This is a genomic window from Vibrio sp. 10N.261.45.E2, from assembly GCF_002875705.1.
In the GTDB taxonomy this organism is placed as follows: Bacteria; Pseudomonadota; Gammaproteobacteria; order Enterobacterales; family Vibrionaceae; genus Vibrio.
On sequence record NZ_MCZZ01000124.1, the window covers coordinates 26,687 to 49,988 of the forward strand.

At 45.1% G+C, this 23,302-nt stretch carries 21 protein-coding genes; 5 read left to right on the forward strand and 16 right to left on the reverse strand.

What is annotated here, in order from left to right:
- Positions 1-6: 6 nt before the first annotated feature.
- From phnD to BCT34_RS12270, 9 genes are all read right to left on the reverse strand, one after another.
- Positions 7-1,047, reverse strand: coding sequence for a phosphate/phosphite/phosphonate ABC transporter substrate-binding protein (phnD, locus tag BCT34_RS12230; protein WP_008216587.1), 1,041 nt, complete (start codon positions 1,045-1,047; stop codon positions 7-9).
- A gap of 255 nt (positions 1,048-1,302) precedes the next feature.
- A complete protein-coding gene (locus BCT34_RS12235) occupies positions 1,303-2,523 on the reverse strand; it encodes a glycerophosphodiester phosphodiesterase family protein (RefSeq protein ID WP_076656315.1) in 1,221 nt (406 codons plus the stop codon).
- A 261-nt stretch (positions 2,524-2,784) separates the two neighbouring features.
- Complete coding sequence (locus BCT34_RS12240) at positions 2,785-4,137, reverse strand: sigma-54 dependent transcriptional regulator (RefSeq protein WP_076656312.1); 1,353 nt, start codon at positions 4,135-4,137, stop codon at positions 2,785-2,787.
- On the reverse strand, positions 4,134-6,107 hold the full coding sequence (locus tag BCT34_RS12245; RefSeq protein ID WP_076656309.1) for an ATP-binding protein: 1,974 nt from the start codon (positions 6,105-6,107) through the stop codon (positions 4,134-4,136). Before BCT34_RS12245 ends, BCT34_RS12240 begins: the two co-directional genes overlap by 4 nt.
- A gap of 295 nt (positions 6,108-6,402) precedes the next feature.
- The gene (dgcA, locus tag BCT34_RS12250; RefSeq protein ID WP_076656307.1) at positions 6,403-7,389 is read right to left on the reverse strand and encodes an N-acetyl-D-Glu racemase DgcA; all 987 of its coding nucleotides are present in this window, start codon (positions 7,387-7,389) and stop codon (positions 6,403-6,405) included.
- 57 nt (positions 7,390-7,446) lie between these two features.
- On the reverse strand, positions 7,447-8,454 hold the full coding sequence (gene dgcN / locus BCT34_RS12255) for an N-acetyltransferase DgcN (RefSeq protein WP_076656304.1): 1,008 nt from the start codon (positions 8,452-8,454) through the stop codon (positions 7,447-7,449).
- A gap of 150 nt (positions 8,455-8,604) precedes the next feature.
- Positions 8,605-9,501 carry a LysR family transcriptional regulator gene (locus tag BCT34_RS12260; protein WP_076656301.1) on the reverse strand — a complete coding sequence of 299 codons (897 nt, stop codon included), beginning with the start codon at positions 9,499-9,501 and terminating at the stop codon, positions 8,605-8,607.
- A gap of 55 nt (positions 9,502-9,556) precedes the next feature.
- A complete protein-coding gene (locus BCT34_RS12265; RefSeq protein ID WP_076656299.1) occupies positions 9,557-10,396 on the reverse strand; it encodes an SGNH/GDSL hydrolase family protein in 840 nt (279 codons plus the stop codon).
- Positions 10,397-10,483: 87 nt separating this feature from the next.
- Positions 10,484-10,996 (reverse strand): RNA methyltransferase, encoded by a 513-nt coding sequence (locus tag BCT34_RS12270; protein WP_076656296.1) that lies wholly within the window; start codon positions 10,994-10,996, stop codon positions 10,484-10,486.
- Positions 10,997-11,271: 275 nt separating this feature from the next.
- Here BCT34_RS12270 and BCT34_RS12275 point away from each other — a divergent pair, with 275 nt between their 5' ends.
- The gene (locus BCT34_RS12275; protein WP_076656293.1) at positions 11,272-12,933 is read left to right on the forward strand and encodes a methyl-accepting chemotaxis protein; all 1,662 of its coding nucleotides are present in this window, start codon (positions 11,272-11,274) and stop codon (positions 12,931-12,933) included.
- Positions 12,934-13,146: 213 nt separating this feature from the next.
- Entirely contained in the window at positions 13,147-13,365 is a 219-nt protein-coding gene (locus BCT34_RS12280; RefSeq protein WP_076656290.1) for a hypothetical protein, read from the forward strand.
- A 5-nt stretch (positions 13,366-13,370) separates the two neighbouring features.
- On the opposite strand, the gene BCT34_RS12285 is transcribed toward BCT34_RS12280, so the two are convergent.
- Entirely contained in the window at positions 13,371-14,060 is a 690-nt protein-coding gene (locus tag BCT34_RS12285) for an endonuclease (protein ID WP_076656287.1), read from the reverse strand.
- A gap of 4 nt (positions 14,061-14,064) precedes the next feature.
- Positions 14,065-14,934 carry a LysR family transcriptional regulator gene (locus tag BCT34_RS12290; protein ID WP_048611669.1) on the reverse strand — a complete coding sequence of 290 codons (870 nt, stop codon included), beginning with the start codon at positions 14,932-14,934 and terminating at the stop codon, positions 14,065-14,067.
- 262 nt (positions 14,935-15,196) lie between these two features.
- On the opposite strand from BCT34_RS12290, the gene BCT34_RS12295 reads away from it, so the two are divergent.
- Entirely contained in the window at positions 15,197-15,544 is a 348-nt protein-coding gene (locus tag BCT34_RS12295; protein ID WP_076656284.1) for a DUF3316 domain-containing protein, read from the forward strand.
- Between the two features lie 153 nt (positions 15,545-15,697).
- Here the strand turns inward: BCT34_RS12295 and BCT34_RS12300 are convergent, their stop codons facing one another.
- Positions 15,698-17,335 carry a methyl-accepting chemotaxis protein gene (locus BCT34_RS12300; RefSeq protein ID WP_076656282.1) on the reverse strand — a complete coding sequence of 546 codons (1,638 nt, stop codon included), beginning with the start codon at positions 17,333-17,335 and terminating at the stop codon, positions 15,698-15,700.
- A 262-nt stretch (positions 17,336-17,597) separates the two neighbouring features.
- On the opposite strand from BCT34_RS12300, the gene BCT34_RS12305 reads away from it, so the two are divergent.
- On the forward strand, positions 17,598-18,023 hold the full coding sequence (locus BCT34_RS12305) for a DUF3010 family protein (RefSeq protein ID WP_076656280.1): 426 nt from the start codon (positions 17,598-17,600) through the stop codon (positions 18,021-18,023).
- A 107-nt stretch (positions 18,024-18,130) separates the two neighbouring features.
- Here the strand turns inward: BCT34_RS12305 and BCT34_RS12310 are convergent, their stop codons facing one another.
- On the reverse strand, positions 18,131-19,030 hold the full coding sequence (locus BCT34_RS12310; protein ID WP_076656277.1) for a DMT family transporter: 900 nt from the start codon (positions 19,028-19,030) through the stop codon (positions 18,131-18,133).
- Positions 19,031-19,154: 124 nt separating this feature from the next.
- Between BCT34_RS12310 and BCT34_RS12315 the strand changes: the two genes are divergently transcribed.
- Positions 19,155-20,582: a PLP-dependent aminotransferase family protein gene (locus tag BCT34_RS12315; protein WP_076656274.1), complete on the forward strand. Its 1,428-nt coding sequence runs from the start codon at positions 19,155-19,157 to the stop codon at positions 20,580-20,582.
- A gap of 96 nt (positions 20,583-20,678) precedes the next feature.
- On the opposite strand, the gene BCT34_RS12320 is transcribed toward BCT34_RS12315, so the two are convergent.
- The 3 genes from BCT34_RS12320 to BCT34_RS12330 form a co-directional block, all read right to left on the reverse strand.
- On the reverse strand, positions 20,679-21,227 hold the full coding sequence (locus BCT34_RS12320; protein ID WP_076656271.1) for a carboxymuconolactone decarboxylase family protein: 549 nt from the start codon (positions 21,225-21,227) through the stop codon (positions 20,679-20,681).
- 238 nt (positions 21,228-21,465) lie between these two features.
- The gene (locus BCT34_RS12325; RefSeq protein ID WP_076656269.1) at positions 21,466-22,029 is read right to left on the reverse strand and encodes an N-acetyltransferase; all 564 of its coding nucleotides are present in this window, start codon (positions 22,027-22,029) and stop codon (positions 21,466-21,468) included.
- A complete protein-coding gene (locus tag BCT34_RS12330) occupies positions 22,030-23,262 on the reverse strand; it encodes a MerR family transcriptional regulator (protein ID WP_076656266.1) in 1,233 nt (410 codons plus the stop codon).
- Between the last annotated feature and the right edge of the window lie 40 nt (positions 23,263-23,302).

Below are 23,302 nucleotides of genomic sequence, written 5' to 3' on the forward strand. Positions count from 1 at the left end.
AAAGAATTAGCCGTTGTTTGCTTGTTTCGCTAACTCAGCGGCTTTTTTCTTCGCGCGTTTAGCCGCATCTTTTTCCGCGAGTTTCTTAAGGCCAGCTTTAGTGTAAGCCGTACCTGTCGCGTGGGCGATATCACGAATCACGTCCCACTCTTCTTTGTAGCTGATTGGTGAGAAGCGGTCTGCACCTTTGAATGATGCGCTCATCTCAGGTGTGAAGCGGTAGCTAAAGAAAGCTTCGTTGATCTTCTCAACCAGCTCCGGTTTTAGGTTGTACGCGTAACCAAACGCAGACGTTGGGAAGCGCGGGCTACGGTAGATGATCTTAAGTTCAGAATCATCAACACGGCCTGCTGCCACCATACGATCGTACACGTCAGATGCCACAGGTGCTGCATCATAGTCTCCGTTAAACACACCTAGGATAGATTGGTCATGCTTACCTGAGTAAAGCACTTTGTAGTCTTCATCTGGCACTAACCCTTTAGCTGGGAATAACGCTCGAGGAGCTAGGTTGCCAGAGTTTGATGATGCAGAAGTGTGTGCAACCTTTTTGCCTTTCAGATCAGCCATGGTGTTGATGCCGCTATCTTTACGCACAATGGTGATCAGATTGTAGCCTTGGAAACCAGACTCATCGCCTTTCACTGCAATTGGAACGTAACCCGCTAGGTTAACCGCGTAGCCAGTTGGGCCCGTAGAGAAACCAGCAACGTGCAAACGACCAGAACGCATCGCTTCTACTTGTGCAGAGTTCGAGTGCACGGTGTAGTAGATCACTCGCTTACCCGTGATCTTGCTTAAGTGAGCTTGGAAGTCGGCAAACGCATCTTTGTATAACGCAGGATCTTCTACCGGTGTGTAGGTAAACACAAGTGTGCTTGGATCATTCCATTCATCTGGGTTCTTTGGTGAATCTGCCACTAGATCTTGGTTTTCATCACAGTATCGATCGTCTAACACACCACGGCTAGAGCAGTCGCTTGCCATAGCCATTGAAGGAAGTAGTAATGAGCTAGCGATTAACAGTCCTTTAACACTGATTTTCATATTCAAACCTTACTTTTACTTATTGTTGAAAGTCACCTTCACTATTGCAGTCTTTGTGCCAGATTTTTATTTAAACCATTTCAACAACTTAAATGAAAAACCAAATTCAGAAATAAGTTTTGAGTCATTCATGTCCAACCTAGAAGTAGGTATTTGGGTCATTTATGTCCCGCCAATTTAAGTGGTAAAAAAAGAGCCCGAAGGCTCTTTGGTTCACTACTTTTTCTCTTATTATTCTTCAATAATCCAGATAACTTAGGCGTCGCTGTCCATGCAGTTTGCGTAGTAAGTTACCGTTGCAGGCCAGTCACTGAATACGCCCATGACACCAACATCTTGTGCCAGCACATCAAGCATTTTCATCATGTCGCCATCATTGTTGATGCCATCTTTCACGCTCTTGTAGTACCAACCGCCGCCTTGCGCTAGTGGGCCTGAACGTTCCAGAGTCCATGCGATAATCTCGAGGTCTGCATCTTTAGCGAGTTTGGCGTAGTTAGACGCAACCAGTTCATTGTTCTCATCTAAATCAACCAGAGCAAACAGGGGCGGCGCGATGATGTTTACACCCGCATCGTGCAGCTCTTTCATGTTCTCAACAGAAGCGACAAAGTCCGCTTGCTCGTAAACACGGTCATCAAGATAAACGGCTTGTTTACCGAATTTTGGTGCTGCTTTGATCCAGTACTTCACATCATCTAGGTTGAACGATTGCAAGTAAGTCTCTGAAGGTGCAAAGCCCGCATCTTTTAGTTCATCCACCAGCTTTTGCGCGTACATCTCTTGGCTGAAGCCATTGAAAGGCATCTCAACCGCTGCCGATTTCAATTCAGGTGTCACCTTCACGCCGTGCTCTTTAAATAGTGCTGCACTTTCTGCGTGTGTCATCAGTGTCCCAGTTTGGCTGTAAAGGTCAGTTCTCCAACCCGGTGTGCCATTCATGTACTCTTCGACAGTGGTCGCTTTCGGATTCGCGCCATCCATTTTCCCTTTGAGCGTCTTAAACTCTGCCAACGTGAAATCGGAAGTACGACACTCAACCTGAGCATCTTCACCTGTTGCTGGGTTCGCTGGTTTAAATGGAACTGAACACTTCTTAGCAAGTTCTGGATGCGCCAACACATCGGTTGTGGTGTGCAGATCACTTTGCGAGTGACGGCATACCAACGCTTTATCTTTAGTAAAAGTGACATCACACTCAACGACACCCGCCCCCATCTGAATGGCAGCTAAGTAGGATTCCTTAGTGTGCTCAGGAAACTGCATTGCAGCTCCGCGATGCCCAATAGAAAAATCACTACGATGAAAAGGCCCTTCGCTACAACTGAGCAGCTTGGTTTTCAAAGGGCTCTCGTCCATATTGTTGACTAAAAAGAGGGGACGAGGTCCTAGGTTTGCTGACTCTGTCGCCGCCCATGCTGTCATTGAGCTAACGCCGAGTATCAGAGCAATCGAACCTTTCAGTATTTGCTTCATGTTTGTATCTCCTTGCAACAAGCAATTATTTTCTAACTTCCTTAATTCGGTCATTCCGATTTTCTCTAAGGTGACCTCATGTGGGCAGATCCCACAACGTAGGGATTGCACGCTTTGTGCCAAATATTAAAACTCTTTTATTACAATTACTTGAAACAGTTAATCATTCGACTAAATGATAAATGGGTCATTGTTGTCTTATGCTTTTTTCTTCAGCTTTTTTTGGGGTTAGCTTTGCTATTTGACAACCAACGTCGAGACTTAGGCTTTAAAACTCTCTTTATCCAACTGGTGTTTCTTCATTTTTCGATAAAGCGTTTTACGTGGTAGATTCAGCTTGCTCGAGACCTCATTAATATTGCCAGCGCTTTCAATCAACGCCTCGGTCAGTACATTTCTCTCGTACTGCTCCATCTGCTTTTCAAAGGCGAAATCTTCCCCAGTCGATTCACAAATCGGCGATTGAAGATCAAAGCCATCTCCGACAATACCCAGTACAAACCGGTCAGCAACATTACGTAATTCACGTACGTTTCCAGGCCATTCATGTCGGCAGAGTTGTTGTATCTGTTCAGGGTAAATCGTTGATGGGCGCGTCTTGTACTTGTGGCTCGCTTGAATCACAAAGTGACGGAACAACACCTGAATGTCCTCTTTGCGTTGGCGAAGTGCCGGAAGATTTAAACTGGCAATATTTAAGCGATAGAAAAGGTCGGCTCTGAATTCACCAGATTCACTGAGGCTTGCGAGGTCAGCTTTACTGGCAGCGACGACTACAATATCGACAGGTATCAATTCATTGCCACCAACACGCTCGATCACTCGCTCTTGAATCACGCGCAGTAATTTGATCTGCACTGCGATCGGCATGCTTTCAATTTCATCGAGGAAAAGAGTACCACCATTGGCTTGTTCTATCTTACCAATGCGTTTCTTATTGGCGCTGGTAAACGAGCCCGCTTCATGACCAAACAACTCACTCTCAATAATGCTCTCTGTCATGCCACCACAGTTTATTGCGACAAACGGCTTTACCTTGCGACGGCTAAATTGGTGCAAGGCGCGAGCAATCACCTCTTTGCCCGTTCCAGTCTCGCCATTAATGATGGTATCAACCCCTGTATGAGACAGCGCAAGCACTTGCTTACGTATGGTGTCCATCGCCTTGGATTGGCCGATAACCACAGATTCAATGGGTAGTTCTGTATCCTGATCGTCGTCTAACGTTGCAGGACTATTGTGCTGACACTGCGCTAACGCCAAGTCGAGTTTTTCTACCAACTCACTGGCATTGAGGGGCTTTTCTAGAAAGTCGAACGCACCTAACTTCATCGCCTCTATCGCCATAGGAATATCACCATGCCCACTCATCAGTAACACAGGAACGTTAGCTGCGCGATGTTGGATTGAGCTCAACAATGTAAGCCCGTCGACTTGTGGCATTCGCACATCACACAACACCACCGACTGACTGTTTGCTTTGAGTGATTTAAGGCCAAGGTTTGGGTCGGTAAAGCTAGTGACGCTAAACCCTTCGAGCTCCAACATTTCACTCACTGCTTCAACAACGTCTGTTTCATCGTCGATAAGAACTATGTGTTTTTCTGAAGTCATGAGTCTGTGCCTTTTGGTAGAGTGACGATAAAGGTGGTGCCTTGGTGTTCAACTGATTCCACGTGAATCGAGCCGCCAAAGTCTTTAATTATGTTGTATGCGATAGACAAACCGAGCCCGAGCCCCTTACCTGTTGTCTTACGGGTATAAAATGGGTCGAACAGATAAGGGATGTCCTCTTCGGGTATCCCTAATCCATTGTCCTTAACTGCAATTTGAATAGTGTTCGGATACTCTTGAGTGGAGATGCTGAGCAGAGGCTGCTCCCTATGTTCAACGGCATCCAGAGCATTGCTGATCAAATTCACCAGTACCTGCTCCAAGCGAATGCTGTTGGCTCGCACCATTTGATCGCTTTGTGGGGAATAGTGAATCAGCACCCTACTCTGCCGAGTTTCAAAAAGGTCGATCGCATCGCCAATCACCTTATCCACCTCGACGTTATCAATTTTGCCGTCACTCTTGCGTGAGAAGGCTTTCAAGTGACGGGTGATTGCCGCCACCTTATCTAGCAGGACTTCAATCTTTTGAAGGTTCTCTTCAGCTCTATCTGGTCTTTGCTTACCTAACCACAGTTGCGCGCTTCGAACATGACTGTTCACCGCCGTTAATGGTTGGTTGATCTCGTGAGTAATGCCAACACTTAACTGCCCCAACGCTGCCAGTTTTCCTGCTTGGATTAACTCATCTTGAGTAACACGCAGTTTGGCTTCGGCTAGGGTTCGCTCTTCTACTTCGGCCTCTAATTTTCGATTGGTTTGTTTCACGACTTTGGCGGTGGTTTGGAATACCTTTAAGTACTTGGCCATTTGTGTCACTTCGTCTTTGCCACGAATCGAAACTTCGGTATCTAAATGACCGGTAGAAATTGCAAACATGTTGTCTTTCAGCTGTAAAAGCCTCTCCAAAATGCTCTTACGCACGTAGAACCATGAGATAGCCGCGGCAGCCAGCACACTAAAAAGAGAGAGAAAAAGTGACAAACGTTGGTTCGATTGCAAAGAGTGCTGCGCCTGTTGAATCGACAGGTCAATATTACTGTTCACTTGGCTGGTGTTGCGTTCAATCTGCACCGTTAACTGATTCAAATGCTCACGGCTGTTTTGTAAGAAATATTGCTCTTGATAGAGATGGTCGAGCGCTTTATTTTTCAGCCCATACAAGCTGCTATCACTTGAGGCTAGGTTGTAAATCACGGTAAGTTGATGATCTAGTTCTGGAAAGGCACTTCTTAGATCGCCACTTACCCAAAGCTGCCACCATTCTTCTCCAACCTGCTCAAGTCGTAAACTGGTGTAATCCAGCTCATTAAAACTGGAGTCGTTATACAGTTTTTCTACCAAGCCTAATTGGTAGTACAGCAGGGATTTTAACTGCGTGTATTGGATCTGGTCTTTGGCTGATTCAGGCAAGCTATCGAGTGAATCACTGGCTTGCTGCAATAGCGGGTAAAAGCCTTCGAGTAGATTTCGAAGTTCTTGGTTGAGCTGTTCAGATTCAATCTCACTTTGGTACAACAGACTGAGGCTATTGTTAACTTGAGCAATAAGATCTTTAAAATAGGAGTGATAATCCGGAAATTGCACCATAACGCTATTCATGACTGAAATAGCGTCTTCAATTTTTATCATCGCTTGTTTACGCTCTAAATTGGATTCAGCATCACTGAGTTGAGATGAGGTTGTGATAATGACACGCACCATGTCATTTAAGCGAGCTGCGTTATCTAAAGCGGGGATTTCACTCTCTTTTAGCTCAACAAGGCGTTGATTTAGGTTATCAAAGGTGAAACTGGAGACTACCGAGAGGAAGATGGTAGTCATCGATAACATGGCTAACGCCAGCACCAAACGCAACTCTATGCCTTTCCAGCCAAACCACTTACGACGCGGAATCTTGATCGGAAATGGACGTTCAAAACGGTCCTTGTTGTCTATCACCTTTGAGACACGACTACTCACTCGCCCCACCTTCTTCTCATCAAAAACCAACAGTAAAGGTCAACGATTCAATCAGTTAGGTGGTTAGCCCGACTTAAAATCACTTCAAATAGTTTTAGTGAAACTATGAAAACAAGAGTAATCATTAACATTTCACATAAAACACTATAACAATTATTTTATAAACCCCAGACTGTCTGTTTTGAGAGAGAAGAAAGTGACTTCACCGACAGAAACGTGATTACTCTATCAATATAAAAAAATCGCATAGGTTAACGCCTATGCGATTTTTGTATGGAGAGAGTTCTAACTGAATAGTTCAGAATTAGAGAATGATCATTCCATCTCGATAAGTCAGTGCTGGCGACAAGTCTTGACCAAGTAATACAGGTCCATCGAGATCGACAATTTCAGATTGCACAGCGATAGGCAGCGCTGCACGCATGGCCAGTGAAGTGCCAAGCATACAGCCCGACATCAAAGTAAAACCAAGCCTTTGCGCTTCTTCGGCAAGTGCTAATGCTTCTGTCAAACCACCGGTTTTATCAAGCTTGATGTTGACCATTTCATACTTTCCCAATAACGAAGGCAGTTGAGAAGTGGTATGACAGCTTTCATCAGCACACAGTGGGATAGGATGCTTGATGTGTGCCAGCGAGGCATCATGCTGTTGTGGTAAAGGTTGCTCAATCATCGCAATATCAAACTCAGTTAGCTGATTGAACAGCTCTTCGAGATTCAATCCGGTCCAAGCTTCATTAGCATCCAGTACAATTTTAACTTCGGGAGCAGCTTCTCGGACAGTGCGCACGCGCTCTACCACTTGCTCACCATCAAGCTTCACTTTTAAAAGTTTCGCACCGTTCGCCACATAATCACGAGCTTGTGTTGCCATGGCTTCTGGTGTGCCAATCGAGACTGTCATTGCAGTAACAATCTGCGCTGGTAGATCGAACAAGCTATTCGGAAAGGTCTGGTCGTTCTGCTGCGCTTGATAATCCCAAAGCGCACAGTCGATAGCATTACGCGCAGCTCCTCCGGTCAATGAAGACTGAAGATGATCTCGTAATTCTTCAGGATTCGTCATACCACGCTCAAAGGCCATTTCAATAGAGCTCGAAGCTTGTTGAATTTGCACCAACACAGACTCTGATGACTCACCATAACGTGGGTAAGGCGTACATTCGCCCTGAGCTCGTTTGCCATCATGTTCAATGTAAACACGAACAACGCGACACTCAGTTCGACTGCCACGAGAGATGCGAAAAGGCGTTTGCATCGCGATAGTAATGGGTTCTGCTGTAATCTTCATAATTTCACTCGGTTGATATCCGCTTTAACAAATGGAAACGTAGAAATGATGAAATCGTTAAAGTGAATGTCGCAAATGATCAGTAATCTGTTGTACACCAAAACGCACAGGATCCGTCACGGGTACTTGATAAAGTGTGGTCCATTCTTGGCACAATGTCTCAGCATCTTCAATGCTCATCGCCGACGTGTTCAAGCAGATACCCACCAGTTTCACGTCTGGATTGGTCAGTCGCGCCGCTTGCAAGTTAGCTTCAATGGTCTGTTCAATCGTTGGCAATTGCGCATGAGGAAGGTTGCGAATATGTGGTCGCCCTACTTCATGGCACAGCACTAAGGCATCAGCTTGTGCGCCATGTAATAACCCCAAACTCACGCCAGCAAAAGACGGATTAAACAAGGAACCTTGCCCTTCAATGATGTCCCAATCGTGGTCGGTAAAATCCGGGCTGATTGCTTCAACCGCGCCAGAAATAAAATCCGCGACTACAGCATCAATCGAAATACCGTTGCCTTCAATCAAGATACCCGTTTGGCCTGTCGCTTTAAACTGAGCAGATATCCCCGCTTCTTTAAGCGATTTTCCAATCGCCAACGCCGAAAACATTTTGCCGACTGAGCAATCTGTTCCGACAGTAAGCAGGCGTTTACCTTGACGAGGCTTGCCATTACCAACATTAAGAGCACCATCAAAATGGCGTACATCATGAAGCTTAGTCAATCCTCGCTGTTGCATGTCAGCAAGCGGTGAAAATTCACTCAAGCGCTGGTGCATGCCCGATGCAATCTCAAATCCCATTTCTGCAGCTGCCATTATGGTTGGTTGCCATGACTCAGGGATCACTCCGCCCGGATTGGCAGTACCAATAACTAGCGTTTTCGCTCCCTGCGCTTGTGCCTGTTGCAAGGTCATATCCGTTAAACCAAGAGAAACGGTCTCTTCTGTTAAACGCAATTGGCCGACGCAGATTTCAGGTCGCCATTGGTGGATACCACGAGCGGTTTTTGCGGCGAGTGGGTCAGTAACATCCCCAAGAAAAAGAAGGTAAGGTTGAGCGATAGACATGAGCATTCCTATTTAATAAGTCCTTGTATGGATTTACTTTAATTAAGAATTTGAGCCCTGCCGAATGCCTATTCATCGGGCGCCTATAACATGATGTTATGGGTTATAAATTGGCTAGTGGTTTTTGGTGGTAGATGAAATAGATAGAACTCAGCTAACACGATCCTGCAGTGCTGAAATGAACTGTTTGGCCGCAATCGACTGTGGCGTATGTTCAGCACATAGAATAGATACTGAGAATGGAATAGCTGGCTGCAGTGGCAATAGGCGAACAGAATCATCGTTTTGGTATTGCTCTGCCGTCCACGGATCGACAATCGCAAAACCTGCTTGGTGTTTGACCAGTTCGGCAGCTGCACTGTATCCGCGTACCGATATCGGGTGGTGATAATGATCATCTCGCGCAATCAAGCTTTGGTGCAGCAGCAAACCTAAGGGATCACGGCTATCGAGCCCGATGATTGGCAACGGATAATTGATCAGGTCATCAAGGGTTAATTCTGCAGGTAACCGCTCAATGGTGTTGGCTGGCACCAAAGCCTTGAGAGATTCGGTCAATAACATCTCAGACAATATAGTTGGAGGAGCTTCGTCACCAAACGCGATAGCAATATCGAGTTCATGCTTCAATAACCCAGAGCACAGTTCGTCGCGATTGGCAGTCAGCAATTCAAAAGAGAGCTCTTGTTTATTGGAATATTGCTCTCGAGACATTTGGGCTATTACCGGAGTCAGCAATTTAGTGGCTAAAATCGGCGGCGCACCAATGCGTAAATGCTGATGTCCTTGCTTCACTTTGTTGGTCAGAGATCGAAATTGACCCAATTGCTGATACACCTTTTCCGCTTCTGGCAGTAAGGTTTTTGCTTCTACCGTTGGCACTAGCCGACCTTTGACACGCTCAAACAACCCGAATCCCAACTGCTGCTCAGTGTGCGCCAAAATACGGGTCACGTTAGGCTGAGACACATGTAAGCTGCGCGCGGCTCCAGATACGGTTCCGGTCTGCATAATAGCGTAAAAGACTTCCAACTGTCTTAGGTTCAAATCGATGTCCTTATTGCTTATTTTCGGTACTCTAAATACATACGATAAGAGAGTGTTACCCTCTTAATAGCGCTTCAATTCTAGGTCGAAGCACCTCAGCCCAAGCCTGATAAGCTTTGGCATTCAAATGTAAGTCATCACACGTGTATTCATTCGACAGTAGCTTGCTTGGTGACAACACGCCATTCACATCCAAGAACGCAATGCCTTGTTGAGCACAGTACTCGCTTATTTTGCTATTGAGCAACTCTACAGACGGATTCAAACCTTGTAGCTTTGAGCCAACATAAAGTGTTGATTGCACCAAGATTCGAATATCCTTTTCTTGCCACACCTGAAGCATATCAATGTAGTTCTGGTAGATATGCTCAACATCATAACCTTGAGCTAAATCGTTTATCCCTGCCATAAAACACACCAGCTTTGGATTCACACTTAACGTGGTATCAATACGGCGCAACATGCCAGTTGTGGTATCCCCTGCTAGACCGCGATTGACCATCGAGACATCACGGAAAATATCCGCCCAAGGCGCCCACTCGGTGATCGAGTCGCCAAACATGACTAGGTCTGCATTCGGGGAAAAATGACGATGATTGTTCGATGTCATGATGTAACGGCTCATACTGTGGCCCCGTTGCTGGATCTCAGACTGAAGAGCGACCGCCTTGAGGATTTCACTGTCCGGTGTGGTGCTATCGAACTGAGCCAGTAACCCTTCGATGTGAGGCTTAAAAGGACTAAGACGAGTGCTCAGTTGATGATGTTCTTTAAGGGAAGATAGCTTCTCTAACAATACGTACAGAGAGCGATTTTGACCAACTTCTTGGAATAACTGATATAGATCGAGGACAGGGTGCTGTTGTAGCGCGGCAAGTAATTGCTTGTCTTCCATGGTGTTATCTAACCCTTCAATTATCTGGTGATGAACTCAAGATAATATCCGATTGCGTACGGGATAGATAACACTAGAAGCAGAGATTTACTTTTCTTTGATTAGCAGGTGATTACGGTTATCACGGCTTTTCTTAATCAGCTCGTTGCTCTCATCCATTTCATCAGATTTTGCAAGGCGATCGTAAAGCAGCACATTCACTGTTGCCGCCAAGTTCATGCAGCCAACTGTTGGAACGTACACAACATGATCCGCTCTATCGGCAACATCTTGAGAAATCGAACCATCTTCAGGACCAAAGATATAGATAGCGTTTTCTGGGTGTTTAAAACGCGGCAGTGGTGTTGCACCTTCTGCGAGTTCAACACAAACGATCTTAGTTTCTGGGGCAAGATTGTCTAAAAACGACTCGACACCGGTCAACGGGATGGTTCGCGCAGCACTCTTGGTATCGGTATGAAATTTAGCGGCTTTTTCGTAACGTTGCCCTGTGTATTTAACTTCGTTGACTTGGTAACAACCAGCCGCACGCATAACAGCACCAACGTTTGTCGGGCTCTTTGGGTTAGTTAAACCAATAGTCACATGGCTTTTGTTCATGAATATTTCTCACTTAACGAATAGACATAGCAGGGTGCTACAAAGCGTCGCATTCTAACAAAGCAGCGTCGAATTCAAAAGCATCGATACAAACTCACTTTTTCGCGCTTAAGCCTCTAGTTGCAAGGCTTCTCACCCCAAAAATCTAACCGTCATCATATTTATAAAACAAAAACACTCTAGGGTAACAATTAAACAACAAGCCCATTTACATTTTGAAACCACATTAATAATGTGTTGAAAATTGCATGAGACAATCACACAGGAAGCGTGACATGACCCTAACCATCAAAAACCGCCTTTATATTCTCTCTTTCATTCCACTGCTACTGATGGCAATCGGAATGATGAGCGTGACGTATATGAAGAGCACCGAGCTAACCGCACAACAAGTAGAATCGACGCGTAGCAATATGATGGCGATGAAAGAAAAGGAACTCAAAGCGTATCTGCAAATGGCTCAATCTTCTATCAGCCCGTTCTTGGAAAGAGGCGCAACGTTAGAAGAAGCCTTACCAACATTAAGAACACTCGAATATGGCGAGTCTGGCTACATATTTGGTTACGACTCTAAAGGTGTTCGAGTAGTTGTTGGACAAAACAACGATGGCATTGGTAAAAACTATTACGACTTGCAAGACAAGAAAGGCAATTACCTAATCCGCGACCTAATCAAGAACTCCAAGCTGGGCGAATTCACCACTTACTATTTTCCAAAACTTGGTCAATCGGAAGCACTACCAAAACTGAGCTACTCAATATTCATCCCTCAGTGGGATTTGATGCTCGGTACTGGTTTCTACACTGACGACATTGATGCCGTTATCGCTCAAATGAAAGAGAGTTCGAATGCAGCTCTGCAAAGCTCTTTAACTGCCATCGCTATTTTTTGCGGCTTGATAGCCCTTGTGGTTGCCGTGTTTGCCGTTGCGGTAAACCGAACAATTATGAAGCCACTTGAGCAATTTGACCGTTCAATCAGCGCGTTCGCAAGTGGCGAAGCCGATTTAACCGCTCGCATGGAAACTTTCAAAGCGCCTGAGTTCACTAAGCTCAGCGAAAACTTCAATGCCTTTGTGGCAAGCCTACAAACCATCATTCGCAGCGTTAGCGATGTGGGTCAGCAAGTAGTAGCAGAAACATCTAGCATGTCTTCGCGTGCTGCACAGGTCGACGAAATTGCTACAGGCCAACGTGAAGAAACTGAACAAGTTGCAACGGCGATGACTGAAATGACTACAACAGCGCAAGAGATCTCAAGCAATGCGAGCCAAGCCGCGGATTCAGCGAAGCTTGCTGAAGGCAACGCAAAAGAGGCACAACAAATTGTAAATGCAGCTGCAGATTCGGTTGCCGGCCTAGCGAGCGAAGTGTCAGAAGCCAACACTGTGGTATCGCGTTTAGAGGGCGATGTGCAGAACATATCCTCTTCATTAGCTGTTATCCAAGACATTGCAGAACAAACCAACTTATTGGCATTGAATGCCGCAATTGAGGCTGCTCGCGCAGGCGAACAGGGTCGAGGTTTTGCTGTGGTTGCCGATGAAGTTCGTAAACTGGCTAGCCGAACTCAGGAAAGCACAGGCGACATTCACAAGATGATTGAGCAGCTAAAAGCCGCTTCAGATGCCGCAGTAAAAGCAATGGATTCAAGCCAAAACCGCAGTGCTCAAACGGTGGAAGAAGCAAACGCTGCCGCCGCTGCACTGGCGAAGATCCAAGAGTCGATCGATACCATCATGGACATGAACTCACTGATTGCTACAGCGACTGAACAGCAAAACATAGTTGGCCAAGAGATATCTCAACGCATTGTGGTGATTTCTGACCAAAGCTCGCAATCGGCGGAACTAGCAAACCAAAACCGTACAGGTAGCCAGAACCTCAACAGTCGCGCGAATGAACTTTACCACCTAGTGGGTCGATTCACCGTCTAAGATCTTTTACCTCTATATCTTTAACCTCTAAAAACACTTCGGGCTTCAGAATCCCCATTCTGAAGCCCGAAATTTTAAGCCTTCTACTACACCGCATTAAAAGCCTCCCTCCCTTTAACTTCCTATTTATCGTAAGCTTTGAGTGCCAATCTACAGAAGTCAGTTAAACTTAATGCGTTGCAAAGGTCATCGACTCAATGATAGGTAGATAACATGTTTCATTCAGACAAGAAGAAAGTTCGCGATCTACTGATAGCCACGCGCTTTGGCGTGTCAGCTTCGGAGATGAAAACCATTATTGGTGTAGAGCAGAACAAGGCGATGAAGTGCATTCTTCAACTCAAAGAGGAAGGCGAAGACATTCGAACACTTGGCGAAGGCACCAACCCAGAAGAGTTGGTTTTGTATTCCATCGGAGAGATTGAACCTTAAGCTGCCTAAGTTTTAGTACGAATTTTAGTTCTAGCTTCTAAACAGATAACGTTTAGTGGGCAATCTTGACACTTTGGGGTGGGGTTACAGAACTGCTGACCATGTTCGACTAACAAACCATGATAGTAGCCGTACCTTTTTGTATCCAGAGGGATAGTGCTTTCCATCAAGGCTCGAAACTTCTCATACGACTTAGGTACATCGAGCCCATTACGAGTGAAGATCCTTCTTGCGTACGCATCAATCACAAAAGACGGTTTACCGATCGCATACACCAGAATCGCGTCAGCCGTTTCACCGCCGATTCCTTTGACTTCCAATAACTCTTGTCGAAGCTTGTCTTTATCCTGCTCACGAACCACCGAGATATCGTATTGATACTTCGAAAACCACTCGGTCACAGCCTTCAATTTAATGGCTTTCTGATTGTAGTAGCCACTGGAGCGAATCTTCTGGGCAAGCTCATCAAAATCCATTTTAGCAACCGACCTTGGATTACATTGCTCACCTAAGTTAATGAGTGCTTTCTCTGCATTCTTCCAGTTGGTGTTCTGAACTAGAATAGCCCCTAAAACGATCTCGTAAGGGTCCTCCCTTTGCCACCAATCAAAATAGCCGTAATGTTGTTCGAGTGTATCGAACACGCTGAGTATCAACTCACTTTGACTTGCTGAATGACGCTGAATTTCGGTCATAGAACTAATCCAATTGCTCAGAAAGGAAATCAACGAGCAATCGAACCTTTGAAGACAGGTTACGGTTCTGCGGGTAGAGCGCCCATATGCCTTCTTTATCGTCTCGGTAATCGGATAACACTTCTACCAACTCACCAGAATCAAGGTCTTCGCTTACGTAGTATTCAGGTAATTGAACCAAGCCTATGCTCTGCTTCGCCGCATCCAATAAAGCTAAACCACTGTTGCATTTAATGCGTCCGTTGACACGAACCGAACGAGGTCGGCCATTTTCTTTGAAACGCCAATGTTCAAATCCACCAACTAAGCATTGGTGATTATTTAATTCAGATAATGTATGAGGCTCGCCATAACGTTCGATGTATTCTGGGCTAGCACATACATAGAGTTGTCGTTGGGAGAGCTTCTTTGCCACAAGGCTTGAATCTTCTAAGCGACCAAGACGAATCGCCACATCAACACCCGAATCGATCAAATCGAGTTTTTGATTGGTTAGCATCAGCTCTAGCTCGACTTGCGGGTGAAGCTTTAAGAATTGATGAAGTATTGGCGCAAGTTGGCGTTCACCATAGGTCACGGGCGCAGTCACCTTCAACAAACCTTTCGGCGTCGATTGCATCTGCGTTACGGCTAATTCCGCAATTTCTAACCCCTCTACCAGCAACTTACATTGTTGATAGTAGAGTTGCCCGGCCTCTGTAAGAGAGACCTTTCGAGTCGTTCGATTAAGCAGCTTCACCGCGAGCCGTTCTTCTAGGTTTGCTACTCTACGGCTGATTTGAGCCACTGACGTAGCGAGTTTCTGCGCGGCACCAGTAAAGCTCTCACGCTCAGCTACTGCAACAAACTCGCTTACCCCTTCCCAATTGGCCATGCCTTTACCTTATGCTGAACTTTGGTTACCCATACAGTGTATTGAAGATAGATATCAGTGTCACCTTGCTTGATATGCGCTGTGCATAAATCTACGCCACCTACAATCGGTCAAAATCATTCCAACCAACACCTGACATTTCTCCATATTCCTTACCTAATACTAACAAAATCGTCTTTTCTTCTGACACTCATCTTACCACTTCATTGATATGTTGGTTCTGTACCGGAACACAGGTACTTCAACACAGTAAGGTACTCCTATGAAAAAATTAATCATACTTGCATCAACTCTTGTACTTAGCACAACAGCGTTCGCAGCAACCAAAACAACGATTCAAGAAACAACGCTAAAGTCTGATACATTTGTTACTGAAGCGGAAGCATACGATGCAGGAACTAACCTTATGGATGAGTTAAGCGCAAAGACACCTTTTGAGCTTTCTAGAGAACTGCCACAGTTCCAACAAACAACCAAATACGATTCGTTCAAGATTGATGACGCGAATATGGAAGTGAAGAAAATCACTAACATGAACGGCGATGTTCATTACCAAGCGAACGTAAAAGTTGACTACCGTTATACATACAAAGACGGTCGCAGCAGCTAACACTGAATGATTGATTAGGTCCAAAAACCAGTCACGCATTCAAAAAGAAAGCCCGCACTCATAGAGTACGGGCTTTTTTTCGAAAAGATCTGATTAATGAAGCCAATACGAGCAACCATTATCAGCTCATATTCGTCTGCCTAGTTTTGAAGACTAAACTTCAAACTGAGAAACTAGGCTATCTAACGCTTCACACTGTTCGGCCAATGCCATACATGCATTTTCTGCGCTGCTCGCCATCTCAACCATTTGCATGGTGCTTTCTGCGATGCGTTGAACATTAATGTTCACTTCTTCTGACACTTGAGACTGCTGAGAAGCCGCCGTTGCAATTTGTGTGTTCATGTCATTCATCTTGCCGATTGAGTTACGAATCTCACTCAATGAAGACGCCGCCGTTCCAGCTTGAACAATGGTTTTCTCGCCACTCGCTTTGCTTTCAGTCATCACGCCAACCGCGTGTTTCGCACCCACTTCTAAGCGTTCGATCATAGATTGGATTTCACCAGTACTGTCTTGAGTTTTGCTAGCTAGTGCACGTACTTCATCAGCAACAACCGCAAAGCCACGGCCTTGTTCACCCGCACGCGCAGCTTCAATCGCTGCATTCAATGCAAGCAGGTTGGTTTGCTCTGCAATGCCTTTGATCACGCCAAGAATTGAAGCAATGTTCTTCACGTCCGTATCCAATTCTTGAACCACACCACCCGCATTCTCGATATCTTGTGCAAGGCGTTCAATAGACGTCACCGTTAAGCCAAGTGTGGTATCAGCCGATTCCACTTCATGGTTTGCAACATTACTTGCCGTTGCTGCATCTAATGCATTACCACTGACAACTTCGCTCGTTGCTCGCATTTCATGAACCGCAGCCGCAACAACTTCACTTTCTCGCTGCTGGTTCGATGAGAACTCAGCAACGCTCTGAGTTAACGACTTGATGTTCTCCATTTCTGAGCGAACCGCATTCGATGTAAGTACCACTTGTTCGACAGTTACGTGGATCTTGCCAACAAACTGGTTGAAAGCGGAACTCAAACGAGCAATCTCATCATTACCTTCTACCTTCATACGCTGAGATAGGTTGCCATCACCCGAAGCGATTTCATTCATCGCTTTCTCTACGTTCTGGATTGGTTGAACAATAAATCGATTCGATAACCACATCGCGAAAAGCGCTGCCAGTACAGCAACAGCCATACCCACTTCGATGATCAACTTGCTTGATTCAATTGAATCATCAGCTTGCTGACGAAGCTCTTTCTGCTTTAGTTCAATCAGCGTTCTGATGTCACGCAGTTGCTTACGAATAATCGCAAACTCAGCGTCTAACGCTGGTGAGTAATCTATATTGTATTGGTCCGCATTTGCCGGATCCGCAAACATTGGCTCGTGCAGTGTCACCCAGTTGCTCATCGCATTCACAAGCTTTGATAGTTCACCACGAGAAGATGGATCCAGCACGCCTGCTTGATACAAAGTTTCGACACTTTGGAAACGAGGAACCGCTTTGTAAGCGTTGTCTTTAAATTCGAACTTTTGGTACTCGATTGCCGCTTGGTCTTTAGCAAGTAACAGACCTTGCGCCGAGGCGATAATTTGGTAGATGTCTCGGTAGCCATCTTCTAGGTTGTCTAGAACCGGCTGAACCACATTATTGAGCTCGTTATTGATCGCTGCTTGAGCATTTGATCTGATAACGTTAAGCACAGTAACGGTAGAAAAAACAATCACAATCACCAACAGCGGGATCGCAATTTTACTCTTAATAGATAGGTTGTTGATACTCATAAGGGGGGTAGTAACCACACAATAAATAAGGACGCGCGCATAATATACAGTATCAATATAAAAGCCAGCTAAAAGTTTGCGAACCTAGTCGCATAGCAAACACGACCCAATAGTCAGCCGTTGAGCATTTAACCAAACATCAACTTGAAAAGGTTATTGCAAGAGGAAATATCGCACTTATTTACGACATACATACTCAAATACTGGAGAAGTGTGAGAAATAACACCATAATGTAGGGCTCTAAAATAAGTAGGTAAGAACATGAAAATTTGTGGTGTTGAAATCAAAGGTAACGATGCAGTCATCTGTCTTCTTTCTCTGTCTGATGGTGTATTTAACATTCCTGATTGCCGAGTTTCTAAAGTTTCAATTAGCGACGCAAACGACACACAGAATATGAAAGACTTTCAATTCTCTTTTGCAAAGTTAATGGAAGATTACCAAGTAGATAAAGTTGTGATTCGCCAACGCCAAACTAAAGGCAAATTTGCTGGTGGTGGCTTTGGTTTCAAATTAGAAGCTGCAATCCAACTGATCGACGGCCTAAACGTTGAGGTTGTTTCTCCTGCTGACATCAAAGAGAGCCTAAAGCGCAACCCTCTAATGATGAAGTTCAAAGAAACTGGCCTGAAGCAATACCAAGAAGCACCGTTTACAACGGCATACGCTTGCTTGATGAAACGCTAATCAAAATTCGCTAGCCAACATTTTATACAGAAAGAGCCTGAATCTATTCAGGCTCTTTTTTTGTTTCTAGCGACGAACTTTGAGTCAGGTTAGTTTTGGTGTACACATTACCGATCTAACACGGTTCGCCTACGACCCTTATGCCATTCCGGCTTCTTCACCACCAGGTAAACCGCAGTCGCTGACAGAGCAAAACCCATTGCGCCATAGATGTCGAACGACTCACCAAAAATAAGCCAAGCTTGAATCGCGGTTGTCGGCGGAACAAGATAGAACACCGATGCGACACTTGAAGATGCTCCGTGTTCAACCATGTAAAGCAACAACAATATTGCGACACAAGATAGAACGACCACCAGCCAGATTAGAGTCAATGTAAATTCTACCGTCCAGTTCACTTGCATCGTTTCGTAGCGCATCGCAAAAGGCAGAAACAGCGCAGCTGACGCCAAGTATTGCACCATCGCACCGCCGACCATATCTGTGCCCTGACAAAAGCGCTTCTGATACAGAGTCCCGCAGGTAATACCAACCAAAGAAACCAAACACAACAATGTCGCCAAGCCTTTTTGGTCGTCAGACTGCCATTCAATATTGCCCATCAATACCAAGCTAATCCCGATAAAACCAAGGGCTAAGCCTACCCATTGTGCGAAATTAAAACGCTGCGAAGTGCAGCTGATCATAATCAATGCGGTGAGAATCGGTTGTAAGCCGACAAGTAGAGAACTCAATCCAGCGGGCATCCCCATATCAATCGCCAGATAGGTTCCACCAAGGTAGAAACCATGAATCAAAATACCAACCACACAAGCATGGAAAAATGCTCGACCACGAGGAATGCGACGTTTAAGGATTGCAATCAAAACCAAGAACAGCGCCACGTTGGCCACCATCCTAAGTGAAAGTAACGTCGCGGGTTCGGCGTATTCCACGCCAAGACGTGCGCCAACAAAGCCTGACGACCACAATATTACAAACACGAACGGAATCATTTTAATCAGCATTACAAACCTCTGGTCAACTCTTCATCAATGCTGTTACCTTAGTTGGGTACAGATAACTAATAAAGATACAGGTATAACACTTTAAATGGTTACAGATTCAGATTGAGCAACGAGGGAAAACAACGTGGAAGCAGAACTCAGCGGCAATAAATATCTTGCTACCGAACAACATATTAAGGCTCAGATAGATAAAGGGCTTTTTCATCCAGACGATCGCCTTCCCTCAATTCGTCAACTAAGCGAACAGCTTGGCGTGAGCAAAAATACCGTGATTCGCGCCTATCAAGAACTGGAAGCAACAGGCTGGGTTTATTCGGTACCTAAATCTGGCTATCGCGTAAAAACTCCCAATACCACCAATTGGGATACACCTAGCCAGCCTCAAAAAGTCGACCTGTTGTCTGTCACCAAATCTGTACTTTCTCGTCCCAAAGGTCGTCTAAAATTGTTGGCAGGCTCAGCACACCCGAACATCAACAACCCCGCAATTCATAGTTTGTACGCCGAAATCGGTCGCCACAGCCGCTTACAAACTCAACTTCCCGGTTATTACCAACTACCTCCTGGCGATGAACAATTAGTAAAGCAATTGTTAAAGATCACCCATGATCTTGGTGTACCTGCGGGATCGAAAGAGATTGCGATTACTCATGGCGCGCAGCAAGCGATCAGTTTGGCACTGCGTGCACTCACCCAGCCCGGCGACATCGTAGCGGTCGAGTCACCCTGTTACTTTGGTAACCTACTTTTGCTAGAGTCGCTTGGCTTGCAAGCTCTAGAAATTCCCAGCAGTGTTAGCCACGGCATTGATATTCCATCACTACAGAGTGCGTTGGACAAATGGGAAGTGAAAACCTTACTGCTAACGCCAAACTTTACCAATCCAACCGGCTCACGGATGCCATTGGCCAATCGAAAGGCATTATTGGAAATCTCTGGATCTCTACCAATTATCGAAGACGATGTATTCGGTAGCTTGTCATTCGATACACCAATCGCGAGCCTCAAAGAGCTTGATGATCAAGATAGAGTCATCTACGTCAACTCAATGTCTAAAACCTTAGATTCACGCCTACGAATCGGTTGGTTATTGTCGGGCCGCTATCAACCTTTAATCGAAAAGTACCTCTTATGTGACAACATGGGCAGCTCGAACCTAATGCAATCGGCAGTGGGTCAATTTCTCACAACAGGCAAATACCGCAGCCATTTATCTAAGATGAAGCGCCTCTATCAAACCAATCAAAAGCAATTCCAAAGCCTGTTAATACAAGCATTGGATAGCTACCCGCACCTTGTCGGGCGATACCACCTATCAAAGCCTGAAGGTTCTTTTTTAAACTGGATAACACTGCCAGAATCAGTCGACAGCTACGCCGTTTATCAAGATTGCTTGAAACACAAATTAGGCATATTACCCGGCACTGTATTTGGAACGAATGACCAATATAAACACTGCTTGCGCTTCACTGTCGCCAATATTGAAGAGAGTAAAGAGTGGAAAGAAGGGGTTGCGACACTAGCCAAGATAATCGCTAGGCACGCAAACTAGATTACCTTTCTAAATTCTATTCAGACCAAAACAACAAAGCCCCACTCAACTGAGCGGGGCTTTCATCATTTCATATATTGGTTTGCTTCAATGCAATTAACCTTGCCAAGCGAACTGTTCAAATACTTTATCTACTGGTGTTTTAGCAACGTGGTTTACGTAGTTACTGATCACTTTCTGAGATAGACCAAGAATCACTTCTAACACTTGCTGTTGACCGTAGCCCGCTTCGAAGAATGCTGCCATTTCACTTTCAGGCACATTGCCGCGATTACGGACCATACTTAGTGTGAAGTCATGCAGAGCTTGCAGCTTTTCAGTTGGTAAAGCCGTGCGATTGCGCAGTGCTTCGGTGATTGCAGGATCAACCTTCATTGAGTGTGCGATGCCTGTGTGTGCAGGTACGCAGTAGTGACATTCGTGTTCAACGTTAATAGTTTGCCAAACAACCGTTAGCTCTTCAGCATCGAAAGATGAGTCATTAAACGCCTGATGCAGCTGAGTGTAAGACTTAAGTGTGTTTGGAGATTCAGCTAACACACCCCAGAGCCCCGGAACTCGACCCATCTGCTTTTTAGCGCCTTCAAGAATAGGTTTGCTTTGCTCTGGCGCGGTTTCTATTGAATGAATTTTGAAGTTGCTCATTGTTCTATCCCTATCAATTTATGATTCTAAATTTGTTCAATCACGGAGCAATTATTGAATGCGCTCCGCTGGTGTGAAAACAATATAGATCAAAATAGAACGATCGTTCAAGCTTTATTTTGAACATTCGTTCAAAGTTCACATTAAAGCATGACGAATATCTTCTACTCATAACAAGAAAGCCCAACAGGCAATACCTGATGGGCTTTCTATTTTTCTCAATTTTTATTGCAAGCGGTTACCAGTATTCGGGGTGAGCCAAAGCTTTAACACAACTCGACCGTTCACTCGCCACTCTGATTTCACTGCCAATTAGCGATTGACCAATCCAACCATGAGGGTAACTCAGCTCAAATGGTGCAGGGATCTGCTCAACCGTGATGCTTTCAAAACCTACTTTTGAATAGTAGCTCGGATCACCGTATGTCACTGCAAGTTCAACACCCTGTTCTTTTAGAGTATCTAAGCTATAGTGAATCAGCTTTTGACCAATGCCTAGCTTTTGAACTCTAGTGCTCACCGCTACTGGTGAAAGCAGATATACCTTCGTGTCATCATCAAGTGTGAGCGGAGTAAAGATAATCGCGCCAGCAATCTTATTATCCAACTCGTTAGAATCATCTTCCGCGACAAAACAAAGTAGTTCTGCCGAATCCGTGGTCGTCAAAAGATCATTGGCAAGCTTACCAATAGTTTTACCTTCGTTCTCCCCTTCTGAATCAGCAAAGGTTTGAGTAAAAAGTTGAGTGACCGTTTCGATCTCGCTTGAATCATATTGTCTAAATTTCATGGTGTTCTTCACTTACTGTACTTTCTTCAACACAAAGAAGTGATAATCAAAATCACGCTTGGAAGAGCCTTGAGGATCTTCAAAGGATTCACTCTTAGGTTTGTTGTGATTGAAAAATTGTTTAATTTCATTGTCGCAATCTGCGAGCGCTTTTGAGTTAGGCATTGCCACTTTCAAGGCCTCGACTTGCTTCTGAAGAGGCTGATAATAAGCAAGCCAACCGGCATCACTCATCGCAAATTCGTCCAAGACTTGATAGCCCGCCGCTTTTGCATGTTTGATACGCTCAGAAACCGTCGTCATATCTGGGTACTCTTTCTGCCAGAATGCTTTGATTTGTTTGTTTGGGTTCTCGGTGTTCCACACCAAGTCATTGACGACCAAGATGCCATCATCAGTCAGTAGCTTTCTCCACTGCTTTAACGCCTTCTGAACACCCATGATGTACGCACTACCTTCAGACCAAATTAGGTCGAACGACTTCGCCTCAAATGGTAAATCCATCATGCTTGCACATACCGTTTTTAGGTTGCTTTCTAAGCCAAGAGCCTGTGCTTGCTGAATCAGAATATCCAAGCTTGGTTGATCATTGTCTAACGCTGTTATTTGCACGTCCGTTTGATATTCAACTAAGGCTTTCGCCAACACCTTAGTCGCGATGCCTTTACCACAGCCGATCTCAAGCACGTGTTTAGGTGAAAACGGAACTTGCGACATCGCCGCTAAAGTATCTTCAGCCGTTCCAGGCCCTAAGCGCTCTAAACCCTCAAAGATCGCACCAAAATCAGCCATGTATTGATCATGTTCATTCATATCTTTCGATAACCACTTCAATCGCAAAGCCTGTTTCTCATCAAAGCCCTGCTTAATTAACCAATCGAGGTGTGCATCTGGCGCAAGCTTATCCATCGACTCATGCCACTCTTCTAAGCCACTTTCACCTAGCATTGCGGCTAATAGGTCACGTGACCGCTGTTTTTGAACAAGCTCTTCGTCCAATTGTTTCAGGCGATTTTCCAACAAACTACGTTCTATTTTTGCATCTAAGCAGGCTTGGCACTCTTTAAGTGTCAACCCACCCGCTTGCAGTTGCTGTAACAAGCGAACACGTTGCAAGTCCTTCTCAGAGTAGAAACGATACCCATTGTTCTGACGTTGAGCTTCAATCAAGCCTAGCTTACCGTAATACAACAATGTTGAGCGACTCAGCCCAACTAATTCCGCCAGTTCAGAGATACGATACATGTACTTCCCCTCTCATTTCGGTAGCAAAGATAAACTATGA